Consider the following 23,445-nt stretch of genomic DNA (forward strand, 5'->3'; position numbering starts at 1 on the left):
GACATGATGCCCCTGATGACGGAACACCCGATAACACGTATGAAAAAAAGTTTCCCAACTCTGCTGGCCACTCTGGTTTGGTCGGCGCTTTACAGCCAGCACGCGCTGGCCGATCTCGCTGAACAGTGCATGCTGGGTGTACCCACGTACAACAGGCCGCTGGTAACAGGCGATCCCAATCAGTTGCCGGTCAATATTCAGGCCGACAAAACCGAAGCCAATTATCCCGACAACGCCAAATTCATCGGCAATGTTAACATCCAGCAGGGCAACAGCATCATGACTGCCGAGCAGGTGGAGTTGAACCAACTGGATCCGGCAACGCAGGGCAGCACACCTACGCGCACCATTACCGCGACGGGGAATGTCCACTACGACGACAATCAGGTCATCCTCAAAGGCCCTAAAGCCTGGGCCAACCTGAATACCAAAGATACTGACGTCTATGAAGGCGACTATCAGATGGTGGGCCGTCAAGGGCGTGGTTCCGCCGACAAAATGAAAATGCGTGACAGCAATCGCTACACCATTCTGGAAAACGGCTCCTTCACTTCCTGCCTGCCGGGAGATAATAGCTGGAGTGTCGTCGGTTCGGAAGTAATTCAAGACAGAGAAGAACAGGTTGCTGAAATCTGGAACGCGCGTTTCAAGATTGGTGGCGTACCTGTGTTCTACAGTCCGTATTTACAGCTTCCTATCGGTGATAAACGACGCTCTGGCTTCCTGATCCCTAATGCAAAATATGGTAGCAGCAATGGCTTTGAACTGCTGACACCCTATTACTGGAATATCGCCCCTAATTTTGACGCCACCATCACTCCGCATCTGCAAACCAAACGCGGCGTACAGTGGCAGAACGAATTCCGCTATTTGGCCACGCCGGGCCTCGGTGTTATTCAGTTCGACTGGCTCCCCAGCGACCGTGAATACGCCAAAAACGCACCGCAGGACGATAATGATACCCGCTGGCTGCTCCACTGGGGCCACAGCGGCGTGATGGATCAGGTGTGGCGTTTTAACGCGGACTATACAAAAGTCAGCGACGATCGCTACTTTACCGATCTGGATTCGCATTACGGTTCAACTACTGACGGCTACGTCACCCAAAAACTCAGTGCAGGTTATGCGAACCAAAACTGGAACACCACACTGTCCACCAAACAGTTCCAGGTCTTTTCCAATGCGACCAGCCGTGATGTCTACCGCGCAGAACCACAGCTTGATATCAATTACTACCAGAATGATATCGGCCCGGTTGATATGCACCTTTACGGTCAGGCGGTAAAATTTACCAACGTCAACGACAACCGGCCAGAAGCCACGCGTCTGCACGTTGAGCCAACGCTAAATCTCCCGCTGGCAAACCGCTGGGCCAGCCTGAATACCGAAGCTAAGCTATTAGCGACGCACTACCAGCAGGATAATCTGGAGCGTTACCGCACTTCCTCGACGCCAAACATTGACCAAAGTACAAAAGATGCACTGAAAGACTCGGTGAATCGGGTGATGCCGCAATATAAAGTCGATGGCAAGATGGTCTTTGAACGCGAAATGGACTGGTCGCAGGCTTATACCCAGACGCTGGAACCTCGTGCGCAATATCTGTACGTGCCTTATCGCGATCAGAGCAGTATCCATAGCTATGACTCCACGCTCATGCAGACTGACTATTCCGGCCTGTTCCGCGATCGCAGCTACAGCGGTCTGGATCGTATCGCGTCCGCGAATCAGCTTGTGACCGGTGTCACCACGCGAATTTATGATGATGCGTTGGTTGAACGTTTTAACGCTTCTATTGGTCAAATCTATTACTTCGATCGCCCACGTACCGGTGACCGCAATACGTCACTCGATAAAAGTGGTAACAATGGTAGCCAGGTGTGGGCAGGTGACTCCTTCCTGAAAATCGATGACAACTGGGGTGTTCGCGGTGGTCTGCAATATGACAATCGCCTGAACGAAGTTGCGCTGGGCGATGCCGTGTTAGAATACCGTCGCGATGCGGAACGTCTGGTACAGTTAAACTACCGTTATGCTAGCCCTGAATATATTCGCGACATGATCCCTAATGTCACGAACCCTGGCTTCCAGCAAGGTATCTCACAGGTTGGTGTCACCGCGAGTTGGCCGATCGTCGAACGCTGGGCGGTTGTGGGTGCCTATTATTACGACACCAAGGCTAATCAGCCAGCAAACCAGCTTATTGGCTTACAGTACAACACCTGCTGCTGGGCTGTGAGCGTCGGTTATGAACGTAAAATTACCGACTGGAATAGCGCCAGCCGCAACAGCGAATACGACAACAAAGTGTCATTTAATATTGAATTACGTGGTTTAAGCAGTAATTACGGCTTGGGTTCTGACAAAATGCTGCGCTCGGGTATTTTGCCTTACCAGCGTGCATTCTGATGTCATGCAGAGTGCTTAGCAGTAGCAAACAGGCTGTCTCACTGAAACGTTGGAACTTTAACCCGCCTTGCGGATGAAATAATGGGAAAGGTATGAATAACTGGAGAACGCTTATTCTCGGATTGGCACTGAGTGCCTCTACCGCGTTCGCAGCACCACAGGTGGTTGATAAGGTCGCAGCAGTCGTCGATAACAGCGTCGTACTGGAAAGTGATGTAAACAGTCTTTTGCAATCGGTAAAACTGAACGCCCAGCAGGCCGGGCAACAGTTACCGGATGACGCCACGCTGCGTCATCAGATTACCGACCGCCTGATCATGGATAACATCATCCTGCAGATGGCGCAGAAAATGGGTATTCAGGTGACGGATGAGCAGTTAAATCAGGCAATCGCTAATATTGCCGCTCAGAACCGGATGTCTATAGACCAGTTAAAGAGTCAGTTGGCTTATGAAGGTCTGAACTACAACACCTACCGTAACCAGATTCGTAAAGAGATGCTGATTTCGGAAGTACGTAACAACGAAGTTCGTCGTCGCGTTACCGTACTGCCACAGGAAGTCGATACGCTGGCGAGGCAGATCGCTAACCAGACCGGCGAGAATGATGAGCTGAATCTGAGCCATATCCTGATCCCATTACCGGAAAACCCGACTCAACAGCAGGTTGATGAGGCGGAGAATCTGGCTGCGTCGTTGGTGAAGCAAATCAGTGAAGGCGCGGATTTCGGTAAGCTGGCCATCACCTATTCATCTGACTCTCAGGCGCTGAAAGGCGGCCAAATGGGCTGGGGCAAGTTGCAAGAAATTCCAACGCTGTTTGCTGAACGCTTAACACAAGTGCAGAAAGGCCAAGTCGTTGGCCCGATTCGCTCTGGTGTGGGTTTCCACATTCTGAAAGTTAACGATATTCGCGGCGGTAATAAAAACGTATCGGTAACTGAAACCCACGCTCGTCATATTCTGATCAAACCTTCCGTGGTGATGACGGACAGCCAGGCGCAAGCCAAGCTGGCCGACGTTGCACAGCAGATCAAAAACGGCAGCACCGATTTCGCGGCACAGGCCAAACTGCTCTCTCAGGATCCAGGATCGGCGAATCAAGGCGGCGACCTTGGTTGGGCTTCTCCAGATATGTACGATCCGGCTTTCCGCGATGCGTTGCTGAAGCTGAAAAAAGGCGAAATCAGCCAGCCTATTCACTCCTCTTTTGGCTGGCACCTGATTCAGTTGCTGGACACCCGTCAGGTTGATAAAACCGACGCGGCGCAAAAAGAGCAAGCGTACCGTATGATCTTTAATCGTAAATTCGCGGAAGAAGCGCAAACCTGGATGCAGGAACAGCGTGCATCGGCCTATGTCAAAGTGATTAATGGTGCCGCTAACTAATGCAGACTGAGAGCAATACGCCACGCGTTGTGATCACCCCCGGCGAACCTGCCGGGATTGGCCCCGATCTGGTGATTGCTCTGGCACAGCAGGACTGGCCTGTAGAGCTCGTTTGCTGTGCCGATCCTGAGCTGTTATTCACTCGCGCATTGCAGTTGTCTATGCCGCTGGCGCTGCGTGACTATCACCCCAACCAGCCCGCACAGCCACAGCGGGCAGGTAGCCTCACCGTCCTACCGATCGCCACACCAGCAACCGTCATTGCAGGCCAACTGAATGTTGCCAACAGCGCTTACGTCGTTGAGACGTTAGCCCGTGCGTGTGATGGTTGCCTGAACGGTGAATTCGCGGCGCTGATTACCGGCCCGGTGCATAAAGGCATTATCAACGATGCCGGTGTCCCCTTCAGCGGGCACACTGAATTTTTCGCCGATCGCAGCAACTGTGACCGCGTCGTCATGATGCTGGCGACAGAAGAGTTACGCGTTGCCTTAGCGACCACACACTTACCGCTCGCTGCCGTTTCTGCGGCCATTACCCGCCAGAGTCTGCATGAAGTCATCACGATCTTACATCATGATTTGCAGACAAAATTTGGTATCACTCAACCGCAGATTTATGTCTGTGGGCTGAATCCTCATGCGGGTGAAGGCGGCCATATGGGCCGTGAAGAGCTGGATGTGATTAATCCGGCACTGGACGAGCTACGGCAACAGGGCATCACGCTGATTGGGCCGTTGCCTGCCGACACGCTTTTCCAACCAAAGTATCTGCAACACGCTGACGCCGTTTTAGCGATGTATCACGATCAAGGGCTCCCGGTTCTGAAGTATCAGGGCTTCGGGCGCGCTGTTAATATCACACTGGGGCTACCGTTTATCCGCACGTCGGTCGATCACGGTACAGCACTAGAGCTGGCCGCAACCGGTAGCGCTGACCCCGGCAGCTTCATCACGGCATTAAATCTTGCCATTAAAATGATAAAGAATAGTAATGAATAATCGCGTACACCAAGGTCACTTCGCCCGTAAACGTTTTGGGCAAAACTTTTTAAACGATCATTTCGTGATCGATAGTATCGTCTCGGCCATTCATCCTCAGCCAGGTCAGGCTGTGGTAGAAATCGGTCCGGGGCTTGGCGCGTTGACGGCTCCGGTCGGCGACAGAATGGATCGTTTTACCGTCATTGAGCTGGACCGGGATCTGGCGGCACGGTTGGAAAAGCATCCGACCCTGAAAGATAAGCTGACGATTATTCAGCAAGATGCCATGACGATCGATTTCGCCGCGCTGGCTGAACAGGCTGGGCAGCCGCTGCGTGTTTTTGGCAACCTGCCGTATAATATTTCCACACCGCTGATGTTCCATTTGTTCACCTATACTCAGTCTATCCGCGACATGCACTTTATGTTGCAAAAAGAAGTGGTTAACCGTTTGGTGGCAGGGCCAAACAGCAAAGCCTTTGGACGTCTGAGCGTTATGGCACAGTATTATTGCCAGATAATTCCGGTGCTTGAAGTGCCACCGGAAGCATTCAAGCCCGCACCTAAAGTCGATTCTGCCGTAGTGCGGCTCGTGCCTCATGCCGTGATCCCTTATCCGGTCAGTGATATTCGCGTGCTGAGCCGCATCACGACAGAAGCGTTTAATCAGCGCCGCAAGACTCTGCGTAACAGCCTAGGTAATCTGTTCACCCCAGAAACGCTCACCGAACTGGGTATCAATGTCACCAGCCGTGCAGAGAATGTGACCGTTGAGCAATATTGCCGGTTGGCGAACTGGTTAAGCGAGCACCCGGCAAAACAGGAATAACTGGAGTTCATCATGATTAATGCGCCCCGTGTTTGTGTACAGGTTCAGAGCTTCTACGTGGAATCACAATCGGAGCCTGATGAAGAACGTTTCGTGTTTGCTTACACGATTACGATTCGCAATCTGGGGCGTCATGAAATCCAGCTTTTGGGGCGTTATTGGCTAATCACTAACGGTAACGGCCGGCAGACTGAAGTCCAGGGTGAAGGCGTAGTCGGCGAACAGCCGATTATCCAGCCTGGCAGCGAATTCCAGTATACCAGCGGTGCCGTCATGGAAACGCCTCTCGGCACAATGGAAGGCCACTACCATATGGTTGACCATCAGGGTAAGGCATTTCAGGTTCCAATCTCCGTCTTTCGTCTGGCTATCCCTTCACTGATACATTAATTATGTCTACCTATTTAGTTGGTGATGTTCACGGCTGTTTAGTTGAACTCAAAGCGTTATTGGCGCAAGTTTCCTTTAATCCTGAGCAGGATACGCTCTGGCTAACCGGTGATTTAGTCGCACGCGGGCCGGATTCGCTTCAGGTACTGCGCTTCGTTCGTTCCCTCGGTTCCTCTGTCCGTATGGTGCTTGGCAATCACGATCTGCACCTGCTGGCCGTTTATGCCGGTATCAGCCGCAACAAACCGAAAGATCGTCTCAGCGATCTTCTCACCGCACCGGATGCAGACGAGCTAATCAATTGGCTACGCCGCCAACCGATCTTACAGGTTGATGACGATCTGAAACTGGTTATGGCGCACGCGGGCATCACACCACAGTGGGATCTGCCGACAACACTGATGTGCGCACGCGAAGTTGAATCGATCCTGAGTAGCGACAGCTATCCACTTTTCCTTGATGCCATGTACGGCGATATGCCGAACCACTGGAGTCCAGAGCTCAGCGGTCTGGCTCGTCTGCGTTTTAGCACCAATGTTTTTACCCGTATGCGCTACTGCTTCTCTGGCGGGCAGTTGGATATGCTCTGCAAAGAGCCTCCGGGTCAGGCACCTTCCCTACTAAAACCGTGGTTTGATCTACCGAGTCAAATCGCTGATGAATACGCGATTGTGTTCGGCCATTGGGCATCACTGGAAGGGAAAGGCACGCCGGAAAACATTTATGCGCTGGATACCGGGTGCTGTTGGGGGGGAGAAATGACTATGCTGCGTTGGGATGATAAGCACTACTTTACGCAACCGTCACTTTCATCAAATACCGAAGCCTCTGTTGATATCACGCTCTAAAATAGGTGAGTAATGCACTGGTGTCGCCATTCCATTGCTAGCCGTGCCATTGTCATAGAAAGGGGAAAGTCGCCCCAGACTGAATCTTTTTAGATGATGGCACGACTAACGCCTCGGAGGGGATCGACCAGATGCCGCCACCAAGAAACCCGGCCAAACCAACGACTTCTACGCCATCTGTCGGTAATTCACGGCGGCGCGGATCGCTCAAACGGTCAGTATTCAGATTGCTGCTTCTATTCGCCATACGCACTATCTCCTTCATATCAAACACAGCGGTTTACGTCTATTTCGACTTAACCGCATCTCGACCTATCTACATTTCAATTTAGCGATATTTCAATTTCACTACGCGAACAATTACTCGTTTTTATACTAACGATGACAGATGACGGAAATGTGAAATGAAAAAACCCGCTGCGAGGCGGGTTTGAGTATTCATCGAATGACCGACAGAGCGCTATCGCAGAAAGATGCCCTTAGCGGCGTTCCAGAATTTCAAAGCAGTAACTGTGTGAGTTACTCTCGTCAGCATCATGGAATTCGCTGAAAACAGACTGCCATTCGTCCGGCTCGTAGTCAGGGAAATGCGTGTCGCCTTCCACTTCAGCATCAATGTGCGTCAGGTAGAGACGATTAGCCTGCGCCAGCATTTGCTGATAAATACTGCCGCCGCCAATCACCATCACTTCCTCAACCTCACCTGCCGCCGCCAGCGCAGCATCTAACGAAGAAACCCAGGTCACGCGATCGTCATCACCAGGATGATTACTGACGACCACATTCAGCCGGCCGGGCAGCGGCTGACCGATAGAACGGAAAGTATTACGCCCCATAATAATCGGCTTATTAAGCGTATTACGCTTAAACCATGCCAGATCGGCGGGCAAATGCCACGGCATCGCGTTTTCCATGCCAATCACGCGATCCACTGCCAGTGCAGCAATCAAACTAATAACCATGGTGAAAAAACCCTGTAGGTCAGAAAATTGCTGACACTATACGGAAAGCCCTTTCTCCCGTCGATATTAAGACTCGGCGGAAATGTAATATAAGAGTTTTAAACCCCAGGCCGTTTACGGTAGAGCCAGATTCCCGGTAAAGACAGGCCGATAGAGAGCGCACCGACGATAAAGCTGGCCTTCAGGAAATTGGTCATCATGACGCTCATCAGCGCTTCGCTGTAGCCAAGATGCGAAATCTCCACCACCGAAATCATCGCCGTATAGGCAGAGATACCGGGAAACATCGGAATAACGGCAGCCACAGTGAAGACTTTCGGGTGCGCCAGTAGCCAGCGTGACCAGCGAATGCCGGTGATGCCAATCAGGATTGCCGCCAGAAACGATGCCCATTCGATATTCATACCAAAATGTATCGCCAGAAACCGGATGCCATGCCCGACGCCCCCTAGCAGTGCGCAGTAAGGCAACGCTTTCAGTGGCACGTTGAAGACCATCGCAAACCCCAACGCAGGAACAGCAGCCAGCACCATGTCCTGCAATAGCGCCCAAAGTAAACTTAAGCCCATCCGCGTAACCCCCACAGCGACATCGCCATCACTACACCAATACAGGTTGCCAGCGTCAATAAGCTCGCTACCGTCCAGCGTGCCAGACCGGTATTCACATGCCCTTTAAACATATCCGCCACGGCGTTGATCAAGGGAAAGCCAGGAACCAACAACAGCACACTCGCCGCCATCGCCACCGTCGAGGTCTGAGAAAAAGCAGGCAAACGCATCAACAACCCTGACGCCGACGTGGCGACAAACGCCGTAATACAGAAATTGATCAACGGATTCAGATGTCGCGCCGTAAAGATCTGGCGGACATACATCGCCAGGCCACTGGCAATCAATGTGACAATAAAGGCATCCCACCCACCGCCGTTCAAACGGCTGAAACAGCCGCAGGAGAGCGCCACAACGGAAACCATCAGCCAACGTGGATAGCGCAGTGGCTTAATGTTTCCCAGACGTTTTTCCACGCCCGCCACGTCCAGCAGCTTATGCTCGGCCATGATGACCGCATGCTGCACCTCAATGACAACGTGCATATTAATGCCGCGATCCACATTCTTTCGTGTCGAGGTCAGGCAATGCCCCTGCATGATGGTGGTCAAGACAATCGAGTTTGCCGAGATGGAACTCTCAACGCTATCAGCACCCAATGCCATACCTAGCCTTGAAGACAGTTGCTCCACGACCATACTTTCTGCGCCATGCTGTAACAGCAGCAGTGCGCACTGGATGCACAACCGGGTTATTTCCCGCTGCTGTGGCGCTTCACCCATCTGTTTTTCGCCACATAATTGTTTTGCACTACTTAATAGTTTTTCACTACTTAATAGTTCACGGTTCTCACGTTCACTGACCATGTTATTCTCTCAACCTGCCCCTGAAATTAACCACAAAAAATTAAAGGATAATTGTTAACATATCGCCGCCTAATAACCAATAAGAGTGATGCGAATTCATTATTCTGGCGTTATGATTCCCCTCGCTGCTCTCTTTTTTCACTGTCTGGAATGATCATGCTAGAAACATCGCTGTTTGTCGCGACCATCGCCACGTTAGGGATGATCTCCCCCGGTCCCGATTTTTTCCTCGTCATCAGAAATGCCGCGCGCTACCCACGCGCTGCCGCAATGATGACTGCCATTGGCGTAATCTGCGGCGTCGCAACCCACATGGCGTACTGCGTCGCCGGGTTAGCCGTCGTTATCACCACCACTCCGTGGCTGTTTAATGTACTGAAATATGCGGGCGCCGCCTACCTAATCTGGATCGGTATTCAGGCACTCTTCGCGCGCGGCGGAAGCAAGATGGACGTATCAAACCTGGTGCAGCAAAGCGTCAGCCTGAAAAAAGCGTTCCTACAAGGCTATCTCTGTAACCTGCTTAACCCGAAAGCCACACTCTTCTTTCTGGCGATGTTCACTCAGGTTCTGAATATTCACTCCGGCATCGGTGAAAAGCTGTGGTACGCCATGATTATCTGGGGGCTATCTGTCGTCTGGTGGCCGCTGTTGGTGGTGCTTTTCCAAAGCGAACCGGTACGCCGCGGGTTGGCTAAAGTGCAGAAACTGGTAGATAAGCTACTGGGCACGGTGTTGATCGCGCTGGGCATCAAAGTGGCGTTGGGTTAACACTCAAAACGCGCCCCATGAAAAAAGCCAGCGCTGTTACCAACGCTGGCTTTTATTATCAGCTTACAACCTATCGAGATAGGGCTATCAGCCTTTAATCATCGCATGCATTTCCTGCACGGAAGTCACCTTCTCCGTCGGATCTGCCGTCAACGACATCGCGGTAGCGAAACCACCGTTCAGCGTGGTGTCGTAATGCACCTTGTATTGCAGCGCACTGCGGCGAATCAACTTGGAATCCTCAATCGCCTGACGCCCTGCGGTGGTGTTAACGATATAGGTGTACTCGCCGTTCTTGATACGGTCCTGAATGTGCGGACGACCTTCATGCACTTTGTTCACCAGACGCGGATTAATACCAGCCTCACCCAGTTCAATCGCCGTGCCGTGCGTCGCATCCAGCTCAAAACCGTGCTTCAACAACTTGGCCGCCAGATCCACCACCCGAGCTTTATCACCTTCACGTACCGACAGCAGTGCACGTCCGGTTTTCTTCATGTGTGAGCTGCTGCCCAGCATCGCCTTGGCAAACGCTTCAGCAAACGTGCGGCCAACGCCCATCACTTCACCGGTCGAACGCATTTCTGGCCCCAGAATCGGGTCAACGCCAGGGAATTTGTTGAACGGCAGCACCACTTCTTTCACCGAGTAGTAAGGCGGGATGATTTCTTTGGTGACGCCCTGCTCAGCCAGCGTTTTGCCTGCCATCACGCGTGCCGCGACTTTGGCCAACGGAACGCCCGTCGCTTTCGAGACAAACGGTACGGTGCGCGCTGCACGTGGGTTCACTTCAATCAGATAAACTTCGTTGTTCTTCACCGCGAACTGCACGTTCATCAGGCCGCGAACGCAAAGTTCAAATGCCAGTTTCTCAACCTGCTGACGCATCACGTCCTGAATTTCTTTGCTCAGCGTGTAAGCCGGCAGTGAACAAGCCGAGTCGCCGGAGTGAACCCCAGCCTGCTCGATGTGTTCCATAATGCCGCCAATCAGTACACGTTCACCGTCGCAAATGGCATCGACGTCAACTTCGATAGCATCGTCAAGGAAGCGGTCTAACAGAACTGGCGCATCGTTGGATACGCTAACCGCGTTTTGGAAGTAGCGGCGCAGGTCGATTTCGTCATACACGATTTCCATCGCACGACCGCCCAGTACATAAGAAGGACGGACAACCAGCGGGTAGCCGATGCCACGCGCTTTTTCTACCGCCTGCTCAATCGTCGCTACCGTGGCGTTAGCAGGTTGCTTCAGCCCCAGACGATTAACGGCCTGTTGGAAACGCTCGCGGTCTTCTGCACGGTCAATCGCGTCCGGGCTGGTGCCAATAACCGGCACACCGGCAGCTTCCAGCGCACGCGCCAGTTTCAGCGGCGTCTGACCACCGTACTGCACGATAACGCCTTTCGGCTTCTCGATACGGACAATTTCCAGCACGTCTTCAAACGTTACTGGCTCGAAGTACAACCGATCAGACGTATCGTAGTCTGTTGAAACCGTTTCAGGGTTGCAGTTGACCATGATGGTTTCATAACCATCTTCACGCAGCGCCAGCGAAGCGTGGACACAGCAGTAGTCAAACTCAATCCCCTGACCAATACGGTTCGGCCCGCCGCCTAGCACCATGATTTTGTCACGATCCTGAGTCGGGTTGGCTTCACACTCTTCTTCATACGTGGAGTACATATACGCCGTATCGGTAGAGAATTCAGCCGCACAGGTATCGACACGCTTATAGACCGGATGCAGGTCGAATTTATCGCGCAGCTTGCGAATTTCGCTTTCCGCCACGCCAGCCAGTTTCGCCAGGCGCGCATCGGCAAAGCCTTTACGCTTCAGCGTGCGCAGGAAATCGGCATCCAGTGCAGTTACGCCTTTCTCTGCAACCTGCTCTTCCAGACGCACCAGCTCTTCAATCTGCACCAGGAACCAGCGATCGACGTTGGTCAAGTTAAACACGCCATCGACGGACATCCCCGCACGGAAAGCATCCGCGATGTACCAGATACGCTCGGCACCGGCATCTTTCAGCTCGCGGCGGATCTTGGTCAACGCTTCAGGATCGTCCAAATCAACTTTCGGATCGAAGCCCGTTGCGCCCACTTCCAGACCACGCAGTGCTTTTTGCAAAGACTCTTGCTGTGTGCGACCAATCGCCATCACTTCACCGACAGATTTCATCTGTGTGGTCAGACGGTCATTGGCACCGGCGAATTTTTCAAAGTTGAAACGTGGGATCTTAGTAACAACGTAGTCGATAGCGGGTTCGAAGGACGCTGGTGTACGGCCACCTGTGATGTCATTCATCAACTCATCGAGCGTATAGCCGACAGCCAGTTTGGCCGCAATTTTCGCAATCGGGAAACCCGTCGCTTTAGACGCCAGCGCAGAAGAACGTGATACGCGTGGGTTCATTTCGATAACGATCAGGCGACCGGTTTTCGGGTTTACCGAGAACTGAACGTTGGAGCCACCCGTTTCTACACCGATTTCACGCAGTACCGCCATCGAGGCGTTACGCATGATTTGATATTCTTTATCCGTCAGCGTTTGCGCTGGCGCAACGGTGATGGAGTCACCGGTGTGGATACCCATCGCATCGAAGTTTTCGATTGAGCAGACAATGATGCAGTTGTCGTTCTTATCACGCACCACTTCCATCTCATACTCTTTCCAACCGATCAGTGATTCATCGATCAGCAGCTCTTTGGTTGGCGAAAGATCCAGCCCACGTTCACAGATCTCTTCGAACTCTTCACGGTTGTAAGCGATACCGCCACCGGTGCCGCCCATCGTAAAGGAAGGACGGATAATGCACGGGAAGCCGACGTCAGCCGCAACAGCCAGCGCTTCTTCCATATTGTGTGCAATACCGGAACGTGCGGTATCTAAGCCAATTTTCTTCATTGCGACGTCAAAGCGGCGACGATCTTCTGCTTTATCAATCGCATCTGCCGTTGCACCAATCATGGTGACGCCGAATTCTGCCAGCACACCTTTGCGTTCCAGCTCCAGCGCACAGTTCAGTGCGGTCTGGCCGCCCATCGTCGGCAGCACCGCATCTGGACGCTCTTTTTCAATAATCTTACGCACCACTTCCCAGTGAATTGGCTCGATGTAGGTCGCATCGGCCATCTCCGGGTCAGTCATGATGGTTGCTGGGTTGGAGTTCACCAGAATAACGCGGTAACCCTCTTCACGCAGCGCTTTACATGCCTGTGCGCCCGAGTAGTCAAACTCACACGCCTGGCCGATGACAATCGGGCCTGCGCCCAGAATCAGGATGCTTTTAATATCTGTACGTTTTGGCATTTTCTCGCTCCTGATTATTTAGCTGAAGAACGGTAAGTCTGAATCAAGTCAATAAAGTGGTCGAACAGCGGCGCGGCATCATGCGGGCCAGGGCTAGCTTCTGGGTGCCCCTGGAAGCTGAACGCTGGCTTATCCGTGCGGTGAATCCCTTGAACCGTATGGTCAAACAAGGATTTATGCGTGACGCGCAGCGTGTCAGGCAGGTTATCTTCATCAACCGCAAAACCGTGGTTCTGCGCGGTGATCATCACACAGTTGTTATCCAGATCTTTGACTGGGTGGTTACCACCGTGGTGACCCAGCTTCATTTTGATGGTCTTGGTACCGCTCGCCAGTGCCAGCAGTTGGTGACCCAGACAGATACCGAATACCGGAATATCCGTTTCCAGGAAGGTTTTGATCGCGCGAATCGCGTAGTCACACGGTTCCGGGTCGCCCGGGCCGTTAGAGAGGAAAATTCCGTCTGGATTAAGCTTCAGTACGTCCTCAGCAGGTGTCTGCGCCGGAACAACCGTCAGGCGACAGCCGCGATCCACCAGCATACGCAGAATGTTACGTTTCACACCGTAGTCATAAGCCACCACGTGGTAAGGCAGCTCGCTTTCGTTTTTCGCCGCAGGCAATTCGCCTTCCAGCGTCCAGCTTCCCTGTAACCAGCTATAGCTTTCTGCCGTCGTCACTTCTTTTGCCAGATCCATCCCCTTCAGACCAGGGAAGGCTTTCGCTTTCTCCAGCGCGACAGCCGCATCCGGCGCATCGCCAGCGATGATGCAGCCGTTCTGTGCGCCTTTTTCACGCAGCAGACGGGTCAGTTTACGGGTATCGATGTCGGCGATGGCGACGATGTTGTTGCGCTTGAGGTATTCAGACAGGCTTTCTTCACTACGGTAGTTGCTGGCAATCAGAGGTAAATCGCGGATAACCAGACCTTGAGCCTGTACAGAGGGGGATTCTTCATCGTTGGCATTAGCGCCAACATTACCGATATGGGGATAAGTGAGAGTGACAATCTGGCGGGAATAGGAAGGATCAGTAAGGATTTCTTGATAACCGGTCATCGACGTATTGAAGACCACTTCCCCCACTGCCGATCCTTCTGCCCCAATGGCCCGACCGTGGAATTGGGTTCCGTCTTCCAGAACCAATAGCGCTGACTTAATCAAAACACCCTCCAAGGAATAAACAATCACGTTATTTGCATATTAATTCAGATTCGAGCCACTAAATCAATGCAAAAACTACCTGTAAGGCCAATTTTTGGCAAATTGGGCGCATTTTAATGATGGTCTTCCCAATTGTCTACCCAAACCGCTTTTTTTCTCTTATTTTTATGCTTTCCGAAATAAATAATCGCCCACTGACGTAAAAAGCGATATCAACTCAGACAAGTAAACGGTTGCGAAGCAATTTTGTTAAAACAAGGGTGACAAATAACCAATAAAGGACATTTAGGAAGTAAGGAAGGTAAACCATCACGAAAAAAGAGAATAAAACACAAATAAAAACCAGTAATAACACTAAAAGCAAATCAACAAAACAAAAACAAAGGTGAACATAAAAAAGCCCACCTTTTTCATATAGATATATTTTCTTTATAGAAAAAAAATACTACAAATCATCTAAAGAAAGCACATCTCTCATATCAAAAAGACCACCTTCCTTCGAATTAATCCAGATAGCTGCTCTTACTGCACCATTAGCAAACGTCATACGGCTGGAAGCCTTGTGGGTAATCTCAACCCGCTCGCCAATATCAGCAAACATCGCCGTATGTTCACCGACAATATCGCCAGCCCGCACGGTAGCAAAGCCAATGCTTTTTGGATCGCGCTCACCGGTATGGCCTTCACGCGCGTACACCGCACAAGACTTCAGATCGCGTCCCAGCGCGTCGGCAATCGCTTCGCCCATCGCCAGCGCAGTACCAGATGGCGCATCCACTTTGTGGCGGTGATGTGCTTCAATGATTTCGATATCAGTATAGTCGCCCATGACCTTAGCGGCTTTTTCCAGCAGTTTCAGCATAACATTGACGCCAACGCTGAAGTTCGCTGCAAACACAATCCCGATATCCTGCGCAGCCTGCTTAATCGCCGCTTTGCCGGCATCATCAAAGCCGGTTGTCCCAATAATCATGCCTTTACGGTGCTGACGGCAAAATGCCAGATGCGCGAGCGTGCCTTCCGGGCGAGTAAAGTCGATCAAAATGTCGAAATCATTCTGCACGGCATCCAGATTTTCATTCACGGTGATACCGTTTTTACCCAGCCCCGCCAACTCACCGGCATCGCTTCCTATCAGGGACGAGCCAGAACGTTCGAGTGCCGCCCCCAGTATCACACCGTCCATTTGCTCAACAGCCTGAATCAACTGACGCCCCATACGGCCGCCCGCACCGACCACCGCAATACGGATGGATGAATCTTTCATAATGTCTCTCTCTTTTTGATCCTGACGACATAAAAATAACATCAGGTTAACGGGCGCTGCGCACTATCGCCAGTGGATTTACCGCCAGATTAGAAAATACTGTTTGAAGCCGCAGAAAATCAGCAAAACTGTCTAGGTTGAGGCTTAAGAATGGCACTTCAGAGCGGTGAGAAAACGCAAGGTGCTTGGAGATACCCAGGAAAGGTTAAAAACAAACCACATGGCATAACGCATAAAAATTCATTTTTATGCATTAACATTTTCATGAGTGAATAACGATGGGGCAAAATTGAAAGGAATAACAGCCAATAGGGCCGAAGCCCTATTGCAGAAACAGACTAATCGATCTGTTTAACTTCAACACGCAGCTCTTTAGGTACTTCAAAGACGATGTTTTCTTCACGCCCTTGCATTTCAACCGCAACCTTACCGCCTAATTCTTTCAGACGTTGAATCACCTGTTGTACCAAAATATCCGGTGCCGATGCGCCTGCGGTCACCCCAATCTGCGCAACCCCCGCTACCCATGATTCTTGGATATCTTCGGCAGCATCAATCAGATAAGCCGCTTTCCCCGCTCTCTGCGCCAATTCAGCAAGGCGGTTGGAGTTTGAGGAGTTTTTAGAGCCCACGACAAAAACGACATCTGCCTTATCTGACAAATGGCGAACCGCTTCCTGACGATTGGTCGTTGCATAACAGATGTCATCTTTACGCGGGCCGACAATCTGCGGGAAACGCTCACGCAAGGCATCAATCACCGCATAGGTATCATCGACAGAAAGCGTGGTTTGGGTCATAAAGCACAGATTGCTTTCATCTTTTACCTGTAGCTGCCAGACATCCTCGGGGGACTCTACCAGATACATGCCGCCATCCGCATTGCTGTACTGCCCCATCGTTCCCTCAACTTCGGGGTGCCCAGCATGCCCGATCAGAATGGCTTCTACGCCTTTCTTACTGGCTCTGGCCACTTCCATATGCACCTTGGTTACCAGAGGACAGGTTGCATCGAACACCGTCAGGTCGCGGTTTTTGGCTTCATTACGTACCGCTTGCGAAACGCCATGTGCCGAGAAAATCAGAATCGCACCATCCGGCACGTCTTCAATCTGCTCAATAAAAATCGCGCCGCGTTCACGTAAGCCATTAACCACATAGCGATTATGTACCACTTCATGACGGACATAGATCGGCGTACCAAAAAGCTCCAGCGCACGTTCCACAATGCTGATAGCTCGATCGACACCGGCACAGAAGCCGCGTGGATTAGCCAGCAGGATCTGCATGTGTCACCTCCTGTTGTACGGGATCGATATCCAGCACTTCAAGATCGAAGGTAATCGCCTGACCGGATAAAGGATGGTTGAAATCCACCGTAACTGATTCTTCGGTCACATCACGGATAATTCCCGGCATATCATTCCCGGCTACGCCGCTGAACAGCATAATGGTGCCCACATCCGGCACGCCGGTCTGAGCAAAATCACGACGTAGGAAGAACTGGATCAGGTTCGGGTTGGTCGGCCCAAAAGCCGACTCCGCCGGTAGCGTAAACTTGCGTTTATCACCACGCTTCAACCCCAACAGATTTTGTTCCAGCGCGTCAGACAGGCTGCTATCGCCAAGGCGAAACAGCGCTGGCTTGCCGCGCTCACGCGTAGACTCGGCCGTGGAGCCATCCTCCAGCGTCAGAATAAAATGCACCAGCAGCGCGCTGTTGTGCTGCACAGTCTCGGACATCAGTGACCCTTTTGCTTAACGGTATCAGTATCATCATGCGTACTGAAAAACCCTTCCAGCACGATGAGCGCCGCACCAATACAGATTGCGGTATCGGCTAAATTAAACGTAGCGAAGTGCCAATCACCAACATAGAAGTCGATGAAATCAACGACAAAGCCGTGCCATGTCCGGTCAAACAGATTGCCCAGTGCACCGCCGATAATCAGCGAATAGGCAATGTTATTTAGCTTCTGCTTGACGCTGCCACGGTACATCATCACCACGAGAGCAACCACAATCGCAATCGCAATCCCAGCAAAGAACCAGCGTTGCCAGCCGCCTTTATCCGCCAGGAAGCTGAATGCTGCGCCATAGTTACGGGCGTAATGCAGATTCAGAGAAGGCATCACTGGCACCGTATCTCCCAGCGCAAAGTGGGCGAGGATCCACTGCTTGCTGCCAAGGTCGATAACTAAAACCAGTATCGCCAGCCAGAGCCAGCGCAATCCGCTCGAACAAATTTTATTCATCAGACAAATTTACGCTCTTCGCCATTACCGCCCACGTTAGTCGCACAGCGACCACACACTTCAGGATGTTCGGCATTGCTACCGATATCCGTCTCGTAATGCCAGCAGCGTGGACACTTGTGCCCTTCTGCCTCACTTAAGGCAATTTTCAGTCCGGTGAGTTCCGTTGCCTGTGCGCTATCTGGCGCATTTTCATGACGTTCCACTCGTGCTTTTGACGTCAACAGCGCAAAATGCAGCTCCTGCTGCAACTGGCTCAGCTTACCCGCCAGATTCGCATCGGCGTACAACGTGACGGAGGCTTCCAGCGATCCACCGATGCGTTTATCATTACGCGCCTGTTCGATCGCTTTATTCACTTCGCTACGCACTTTCAGGATATCAGCCCAGAACGCATCGTTCATGGTTTCTGAGGCATCCAGCGCGAACAGACCGTCATACCACTCTTCGGTAAACACATACTGCGCACGTTCACCCGGCAGGTAGTTCCAGAGTTCATCCGCCGTGAAGGACATAATCGGTGCCATCCAGCGCACCAGCGCTTCTGAGATATGGTATAGCGCGGTCTGGCAGCTACGGCGTGCGACGCTGTCACTTTTTGCCGTGTACTGACGATCTTTAATGATATCCAGATAGAAAGATCCCATTTCGATCGAGCAGAACTGCATCAGACGCTGTACCACACGATGGAAATCATAGCTTTCATACGCTTCGAGGATCTCGTCCTGCGCCGCTTTCGCGCAGCCAACCGCCCAGCGATCCAGCACCACCATCTCTTCCGGTTTTACGATGTCTTTCTGCGGATCGAACCCATTCAGGTTCGCCAGCAGGAAACGCGCGGTGTTACGAATACGACGATAGGCATCAGCAGAACGCTTCAGGATCTCATCGGATACGGCGATTTCACCAGAGTAATCCGTTGAACCGATCCACAGGCGCAGAATGTCGGCACCCAACTTGTTCGTCACGTCCTGCGGGCTAATGGTATTCCCGATAGACTTGGACATCTTACGGCCCTGACCATCAACGGTGAAGCCGTGGGTCAATACCTGACGGTAAGGCGCTTTACCTTTAATCGCGGTGGAGATCATCAGAGAAGACATAAACCAGCCACGATGCTGGTCAGAGCCTTCCAGATACATATCTGCTGCGTGGCCGCCGAATTCAGGACGAGCCTCCACCACGGACGCGTGCGTTGATCCAGAATCGAACCACACGTCCAGCGTGTCTGGCACTTTGACGTAGTTATCCGCCTCTGCGCCCAGCACATCGGCCGGATCGAGATCCCACCATGCCTGAATGCCATCGGCTTCAACACGTTTTGCCACCGCTTCAATCAGCTCAGCGGTACGCGGATGCAGTTCTTCCGTCTCTTTGTGAACGAAGAGTGACATCGGCACGCCCCAGGTGCGCTGACGGGAGATACACCAGTCAGGACGGTTGGCGACCATCGATTCAATACGCGCCTGGCCCCAATCCGGAATCCACTGCACCCCTTTGATTTCAGACAACGACTGCTTACGCAGGCCTTTCTGATCCATGCTGACAAACCATTGTGGCGTTGCACGGAAAATGATCGGCGATTTATGACGCCAGCAGCACGGGTAGCTATGCTGTAATTTCTCTACGTGCAGCAACATGCCTTTTTCACGCAGGATTTCAACGATCAGATCGTTAGCTTTGAAAACGAATTTACCGTCCAACTCAGGATAGGTACCGCTCAGGTAGCAGCCGTTCGGCCCCACCGGGTTGGCGATTTCCAGATTGTATTTCTGGCTGATCACATAGTCGTCAGGACCGTGACCACCGGCGGTGTGTACTGCACCCGTACCCGCATCCAGCGTCACGTGGTCGCCCAGAATTGCTGGGACATCGAAGCCCAGGAATGGATGTTTGAAACGCAGCAGCTCAAGATCCGCGCCTTTGCAGTCGCTCAGCACAGCCCACTGAGTCACACCCACGCGTTTCATGACGCTTTCAACCAGGTCGGCCGCCAGAATCAGCGCCTGACCATCAATCTGTACCAGTTGATAATCGAACTCTGCGTTCAGTGAGATGGCACGGTTTGCTGGCAACGTCCACGGCGTGGTCGTCCAGATCACCAGAGAAACAGGGCCATCTACGCTACTCACGCCAAACTTGGCTAATACCGCCGCCACATCAGTCGCGTTAAACGTCACATCAATGGATGGGGACGTTTTGTCGTAATACTCAACTTCTGCTTCCGCCAGCGAGGAACCGCAGTCCACACACCAGTGAACTGGCTTAGCCCCCTTATGCAGGTGACCATTCTCAATAATGCGGCCCAGCGCACGAATGATGTTCGCTTCGGTTTTGAAATCCATCGTCAGGTAAGGACGATCCCAGTCGCCCAGCACGCCGAGACGAATAAAGTCGGCTTTCTGACCGACAATCTGCTCCGCTGCATATTTACGGCACTCGGCACGGAATTCTGCCGCGCTGACTTTCTCGCCCGGCTTACCGATCAACTGTTCTACTTTCAGTTCAATCGGCAGACCGTGGCAGTCCCAGCCCGGTACATAAGGAGAATCGTAGCCAGACAGGCCTTTCGATTTAACAATAATATCTTTCAGAATCTTGTTAACTGAGTGACCAATGTGAATACTGCCGTTCGCGTAAGGAGGGCCATCGTGCAGAATGAAGGTCTTCTTTCCCTTCTTCGCATTGCGAATAATCCCGTACAGATCCTGCTCATACCAACGTTTCAGCATGTCAGGTTCGCGCTTGGCCAGATCGCCACGCATCGGGAACCCTGTTTCCGGCAAGTTCAGGGTAGTCTTATAGTCACTCATTAGATTCTCGATTTCGTTTCGCTAGAAAAATTAAACCGGTGTCTTTAACCCGAAAAACGTCCGGGCTGTCACCACATCATCGGCGATTTGCTGTTTTAACGCATCGAGCGAAGCAAAACGCTGTTCATTACGGATCTTTTTACGCAGTACGACTTCAATATGACGACCATAGAGGTCCATTGTCATGTCCAGCAAATGCACTTCAAGCTGCTGGCGTTTATCACCATTTACGGTCGGACGTGTGCCAATATTGGCGACGCCCGGCAGTGGTTCTTCGCCCAGTCCATAAACGCTGACGGCATACACGCCGCTGACGGGGGAAACCTGACGTTTCAGCGGTAGATTGGCAGTCGGGAACCCAATGGTTCTACCCAGCTCTTTACCATGCTCTACGCGCCCAGAAATGCAGTAAGGGTGGCCCAACAGGCTTTCTGCCAATTCAAGCTCATCACGACTAAGTGCCTCACGAACCGCCGTGCTGCTGACGCGCTTGCCACCATTACAGAACGAATTGGTGCTGATGACATCGAACCCCGATTCACGCCCAGCCTTCTGTAATAACAGGAAATCTCCCTGACGACCAGCCCCGAAGCGGAAGTCATCCCCCACAACCAGAAACTTCACGCCCAGTTTCTTCACCAGCAGAGAAGAGACAAATGTCTGGGCATCATTGGCGGCGAAACACGCGTCGAATTTGACACACAGCAGATAGTCCACGCCAGCCTGCGCCAGATATTTCACCTTGTCACGCAGACGCGTCAGGCGTGCGGGCGCTTTTTCCGTAGCAAAAAGTTCCAGCGGCTGCGGTTCAAAAATCATGACCATCACTGGCAGCCCACGAGCGCGACCTTCCTGCTTCAGTCGCTCAAGCAGCATTTGGTGTCCGAGGTGCACGCCGTCAAAATTACCAATAGTGAGCACACAGCCATAATGGTGTGCCCGAAGATTGTGTATACCGCGAATTAGCTGCATGGCTGGCCCAGAACAAAGGGTTAAAATTATGGAAATTGGCGGATTATACCTTGTACAGCGAGTAAGGTTAACCCGCGATTCGCGCCTTTTGCAGTCACCCTATAAATCGTGCCAGTATTTGTACGTTTTTTAGCTGAATCATCGATGAATGAGGCTCATATGCAGAATATCCAGATAGTAGATGTCCCATACAATCCAACTTTACCGAGAGTAGACAGGGCTTTATCAAATTCAGGATGAAATTATGATGCGAAAGGCTGTATTCCACCGCGTGAAGCTGCTAAAATCCTGCGCCATCACAACGTAACAAGTGTCGACGTACAAACGACGCTTATTTGCACAAATCCATTGACAAACGAAGGCTAAACGAGCATATTCCACGGCCTTTGAATTGTCCTCGATTGAATATATTTGGGAGTTGGACCTTGGCTAATATCAAATCAGCTAAGAAACGCGCCGTACAATCTGAGAAGCGCCGTAAGCATAATGCAAGCCGTCGCTCAATGATGCGTACTTTCATCAAGAAAGTATACGCGGCGATCGCTACTGGCGATAAAGAAGTGGCACAGAAAGCGTTTAATGACATGCAACCTATCGTGGATCGCCAGGCTGGTAAAGGTCTGATTCACAAGAACAAAGCTGCACGTCATAAATCCAATCTGGTTGCGCGCATCAACGCCATGCAATAATCACGCATCTGCGTGTCGTTGCTAAAAAAAACCGGCTCAGGCCGGTTTTTTTGCGTCTGTTGTTCTGTTACCGAGCAGCCGCTCTATCACAGAAAAGCGCGGAGAAATCTGCGTTGCAGACGCGCTGCACCGCAGGGTGCTGGATCATTCTGGCCGCAAAAATCGCATAATACTCATCCTGAATGTTCTCGATCCTACCAATCTCGACGATATCCCCTTGCTGGTAGATTTCATTGGCGTACAGCGATGGCGCAACGAAAATCGCATCATTATTAATGCCGAATGCCGTCATCAGCGCCGCATCATCAAACTCACCCAAAATATCTGCCTGAATATTCTGCGCAGTAAACCAATTCAACAGTTTACGACCCAGCATGGTTCGACGCCCGGGAATCAGCAATTTACGTTGTTCAAGACAGGCGGGGAAAGGGTGTTCAGGGTGCGGGCGCTTGCAGTAAAAACTCACACCACACTCGCCCAACTTGAGTGAAAACAACCCTTCCTGCTGCGTCGAATCCACCGGACAATCCGACAGAATCATATCCAGCTTATGCTGACTCAACTGATCCAACAGCATCTCATGCGTCGACTCAAAACAGCGCAAATGGATATGTTCTTGTTCCGTGACGACCGTTTCCAACACCCTACTTACCAGCCGTTTGGACAACGCATCTGCCACGCCAACATCGAATAGCAGATTCGATTCTTTGCGGTAGTTCACAATATCCAACATTTCCTGGCTGAGCTGGAACATGCTATCCGCATAGCGAAAAACGAGCTGCCCCAGTTCCGTCGGTTCCAGCCCTCGTCCTTTGCGCTTGAAAAGTTTGCCCTGTAAACGTTCTTCCAGACATTTAATTTGCCCAGTAATGGTCTGCGGCGTTAAAAACAGCGTTTCTGCCGCACCGGCAACGGAACCCGACTTATAAACCTGCCAGAAATAGTAGAGATGATTAAAATTCAAATGAGACATACCC

At 51.7% G+C, this 23,445-nt stretch carries 21 protein-coding genes; 8 read left to right on the forward strand and 13 right to left on the reverse strand.

The window, feature by feature from the left end:
• Positions 1 to 39 precede the first annotated feature (39 nt).
• The 6 genes from lptD to apaH all read left to right on the forward strand — a co-directional run bounded on the left by lptD (position 40) and on the right by apaH (position 6,847).
• On the forward strand, positions 40 to 2,409 hold the full coding sequence (gene lptD / locus A7983_RS04220; RefSeq protein ID WP_039478987.1) for an LPS assembly protein LptD: 2,370 nt from the start codon (positions 40 to 42) through the stop codon (positions 2,407 to 2,409).
• A gap of 92 nt (positions 2,410 to 2,501) precedes the next feature.
• On the forward strand, positions 2,502 to 3,797 hold the full coding sequence (surA, locus tag A7983_RS04225; RefSeq protein WP_005973253.1) for a peptidylprolyl isomerase SurA: 1,296 nt from the start codon (positions 2,502 to 2,504) through the stop codon (positions 3,795 to 3,797).
• Complete coding sequence (gene pdxA, locus A7983_RS04230) at positions 3,797 to 4,798, forward strand: 4-hydroxythreonine-4-phosphate dehydrogenase PdxA (protein WP_005973251.1); 1,002 nt, start codon at positions 3,797 to 3,799, stop codon at positions 4,796 to 4,798. Before surA ends, pdxA begins: the two co-directional genes overlap by 1 nt.
• Complete coding sequence (rsmA, locus tag A7983_RS04235) at positions 4,791 to 5,609, forward strand: 16S rRNA (adenine(1518)-N(6)/adenine(1519)-N(6))-dimethyltransferase RsmA (RefSeq protein WP_005973249.1); 819 nt, start codon at positions 4,791 to 4,793, stop codon at positions 5,607 to 5,609. The genes pdxA and rsmA overlap by 8 nt, the downstream gene beginning before the upstream one ends.
• A 12-nt stretch (positions 5,610 to 5,621) precedes the next feature.
• Positions 5,622 to 5,999 (forward strand): Co2+/Mg2+ efflux protein ApaG, encoded by a 378-nt coding sequence (apaG, locus tag A7983_RS04240; protein WP_005973247.1) that lies wholly within the window; start codon positions 5,622 to 5,624, stop codon positions 5,997 to 5,999.
• A gap of 2 nt (positions 6,000 to 6,001) precedes the next feature.
• Positions 6,002 to 6,847: a bis(5'-nucleosyl)-tetraphosphatase (symmetrical) ApaH gene (gene apaH / locus A7983_RS04245; RefSeq protein WP_005973245.1), complete on the forward strand. Its 846-nt coding sequence runs from the start codon at positions 6,002 to 6,004 to the stop codon at positions 6,845 to 6,847.
• Between the two features lie 52 nt (positions 6,848 to 6,899).
• Here apaH and A7983_RS04250 read toward each other — a convergent pair whose 3' ends face one another.
• From A7983_RS04250 to A7983_RS04265, 4 genes are all read right to left on the reverse strand, one after another.
• Positions 6,900 to 7,094: a hypothetical protein gene (locus tag A7983_RS04250; RefSeq protein ID WP_005973243.1), complete on the reverse strand. Its 195-nt coding sequence runs from the start codon at positions 7,092 to 7,094 to the stop codon at positions 6,900 to 6,902.
• A gap of 232 nt (positions 7,095 to 7,326) precedes the next feature.
• Entirely contained in the window at positions 7,327 to 7,809 is a 483-nt protein-coding gene (gene folA, locus A7983_RS04255) for a type 3 dihydrofolate reductase (RefSeq protein WP_005973241.1), read from the reverse strand.
• A 98-nt stretch (positions 7,810 to 7,907) separates the two neighbouring features.
• A complete protein-coding gene (locus A7983_RS04260; protein WP_005973239.1) occupies positions 7,908 to 8,378 on the reverse strand; it encodes a threonine/serine exporter in 471 nt (156 codons plus the stop codon).
• On the reverse strand, positions 8,369 to 9,142 hold the full coding sequence (locus A7983_RS04265; RefSeq protein ID WP_039478984.1) for a threonine/serine exporter family protein: 774 nt from the start codon (positions 9,140 to 9,142) through the stop codon (positions 8,369 to 8,371). Before A7983_RS04265 ends, A7983_RS04260 begins: the two co-directional genes overlap by 10 nt.
• A 240-nt stretch (positions 9,143 to 9,382) precedes the next feature.
• Between A7983_RS04265 and A7983_RS04270 the strand changes: the two genes are divergently transcribed.
• The gene (locus A7983_RS04270) at positions 9,383 to 9,997 is read left to right on the forward strand and encodes a LysE family transporter (protein WP_005973235.1); all 615 of its coding nucleotides are present in this window, start codon (positions 9,383 to 9,385) and stop codon (positions 9,995 to 9,997) included.
• Positions 9,998 to 10,084: 87 nt separating this feature from the next.
• Here the strand turns inward: A7983_RS04270 and carB are convergent, their stop codons facing one another.
• The 8 genes from carB to ribF form a co-directional block, all read right to left on the reverse strand.
• Positions 10,085 to 13,309, reverse strand: coding sequence for a carbamoyl-phosphate synthase large subunit (carB, locus tag A7983_RS04275; RefSeq protein ID WP_005973233.1), 3,225 nt, complete (start codon positions 13,307 to 13,309; stop codon positions 10,085 to 10,087).
• Between the two features lie 14 nt (positions 13,310 to 13,323).
• On the reverse strand, positions 13,324 to 14,472 hold the full coding sequence (carA, locus tag A7983_RS04280; RefSeq protein WP_005973231.1) for a glutamine-hydrolyzing carbamoyl-phosphate synthase small subunit: 1,149 nt from the start codon (positions 14,470 to 14,472) through the stop codon (positions 13,324 to 13,326).
• A gap of 445 nt (positions 14,473 to 14,917) precedes the next feature.
• A complete protein-coding gene (gene dapB, locus A7983_RS04285) occupies positions 14,918 to 15,739 on the reverse strand; it encodes a 4-hydroxy-tetrahydrodipicolinate reductase (protein ID WP_005973229.1) in 822 nt (273 codons plus the stop codon).
• Positions 15,740 to 16,077: 338 nt separating this feature from the next.
• Positions 16,078 to 17,028 (reverse strand): 4-hydroxy-3-methylbut-2-enyl diphosphate reductase, encoded by a 951-nt coding sequence (ispH, locus tag A7983_RS04290; protein WP_005973227.1) that lies wholly within the window; start codon positions 17,026 to 17,028, stop codon positions 16,078 to 16,080.
• Positions 17,009 to 17,482 carry an FKBP-type peptidyl-prolyl cis-trans isomerase gene (gene fkpB, locus A7983_RS04295; RefSeq protein ID WP_005973225.1) on the reverse strand — a complete coding sequence of 158 codons (474 nt, stop codon included), beginning with the start codon at positions 17,480 to 17,482 and terminating at the stop codon, positions 17,009 to 17,011. Before fkpB ends, ispH begins: the two co-directional genes overlap by 20 nt.
• Positions 17,482 to 17,997 (reverse strand): signal peptidase II, encoded by a 516-nt coding sequence (lspA, locus tag A7983_RS04300; RefSeq protein WP_086002477.1) that lies wholly within the window; start codon positions 17,995 to 17,997, stop codon positions 17,482 to 17,484. The genes fkpB and lspA overlap by 1 nt, the downstream gene beginning before the upstream one ends.
• The gene (gene ileS / locus A7983_RS04305) at positions 17,994 to 20,807 is read right to left on the reverse strand and encodes an isoleucine--tRNA ligase (RefSeq protein ID WP_005973221.1); all 2,814 of its coding nucleotides are present in this window, start codon (positions 20,805 to 20,807) and stop codon (positions 17,994 to 17,996) included. Before ileS ends, lspA begins: the two co-directional genes overlap by 4 nt.
• Before the next feature lie 30 nt (positions 20,808 to 20,837).
• A complete protein-coding gene (gene ribF / locus A7983_RS04310) occupies positions 20,838 to 21,779 on the reverse strand; it encodes a bifunctional riboflavin kinase/FAD synthetase (protein WP_005973219.1) in 942 nt (313 codons plus the stop codon).
• 425 nt (positions 21,780 to 22,204) lie between these two features.
• Here ribF and rpsT point away from each other — a divergent pair, with 425 nt between their 5' ends.
• A complete protein-coding gene (rpsT, locus tag A7983_RS04315) occupies positions 22,205 to 22,468 on the forward strand; it encodes a 30S ribosomal protein S20 (protein ID WP_005973217.1) in 264 nt (87 codons plus the stop codon).
• A 67-nt stretch (positions 22,469 to 22,535) separates the two neighbouring features.
• On the opposite strand, the gene nhaR is transcribed toward rpsT, so the two are convergent.
• Positions 22,536 to 23,441: a transcriptional activator NhaR gene (gene nhaR, locus A7983_RS04320; RefSeq protein WP_005973215.1), complete on the reverse strand. Its 906-nt coding sequence runs from the start codon at positions 23,439 to 23,441 to the stop codon at positions 22,536 to 22,538.
• Between the last annotated feature and the right edge of the window lie 4 nt (positions 23,442 to 23,445).

It is taken from the genome of Pectobacterium wasabiae CFBP 3304, assembly GCF_001742185.1.
Classification (GTDB): domain Bacteria; phylum Pseudomonadota; class Gammaproteobacteria; order Enterobacterales; family Enterobacteriaceae; genus Pectobacterium; species Pectobacterium wasabiae.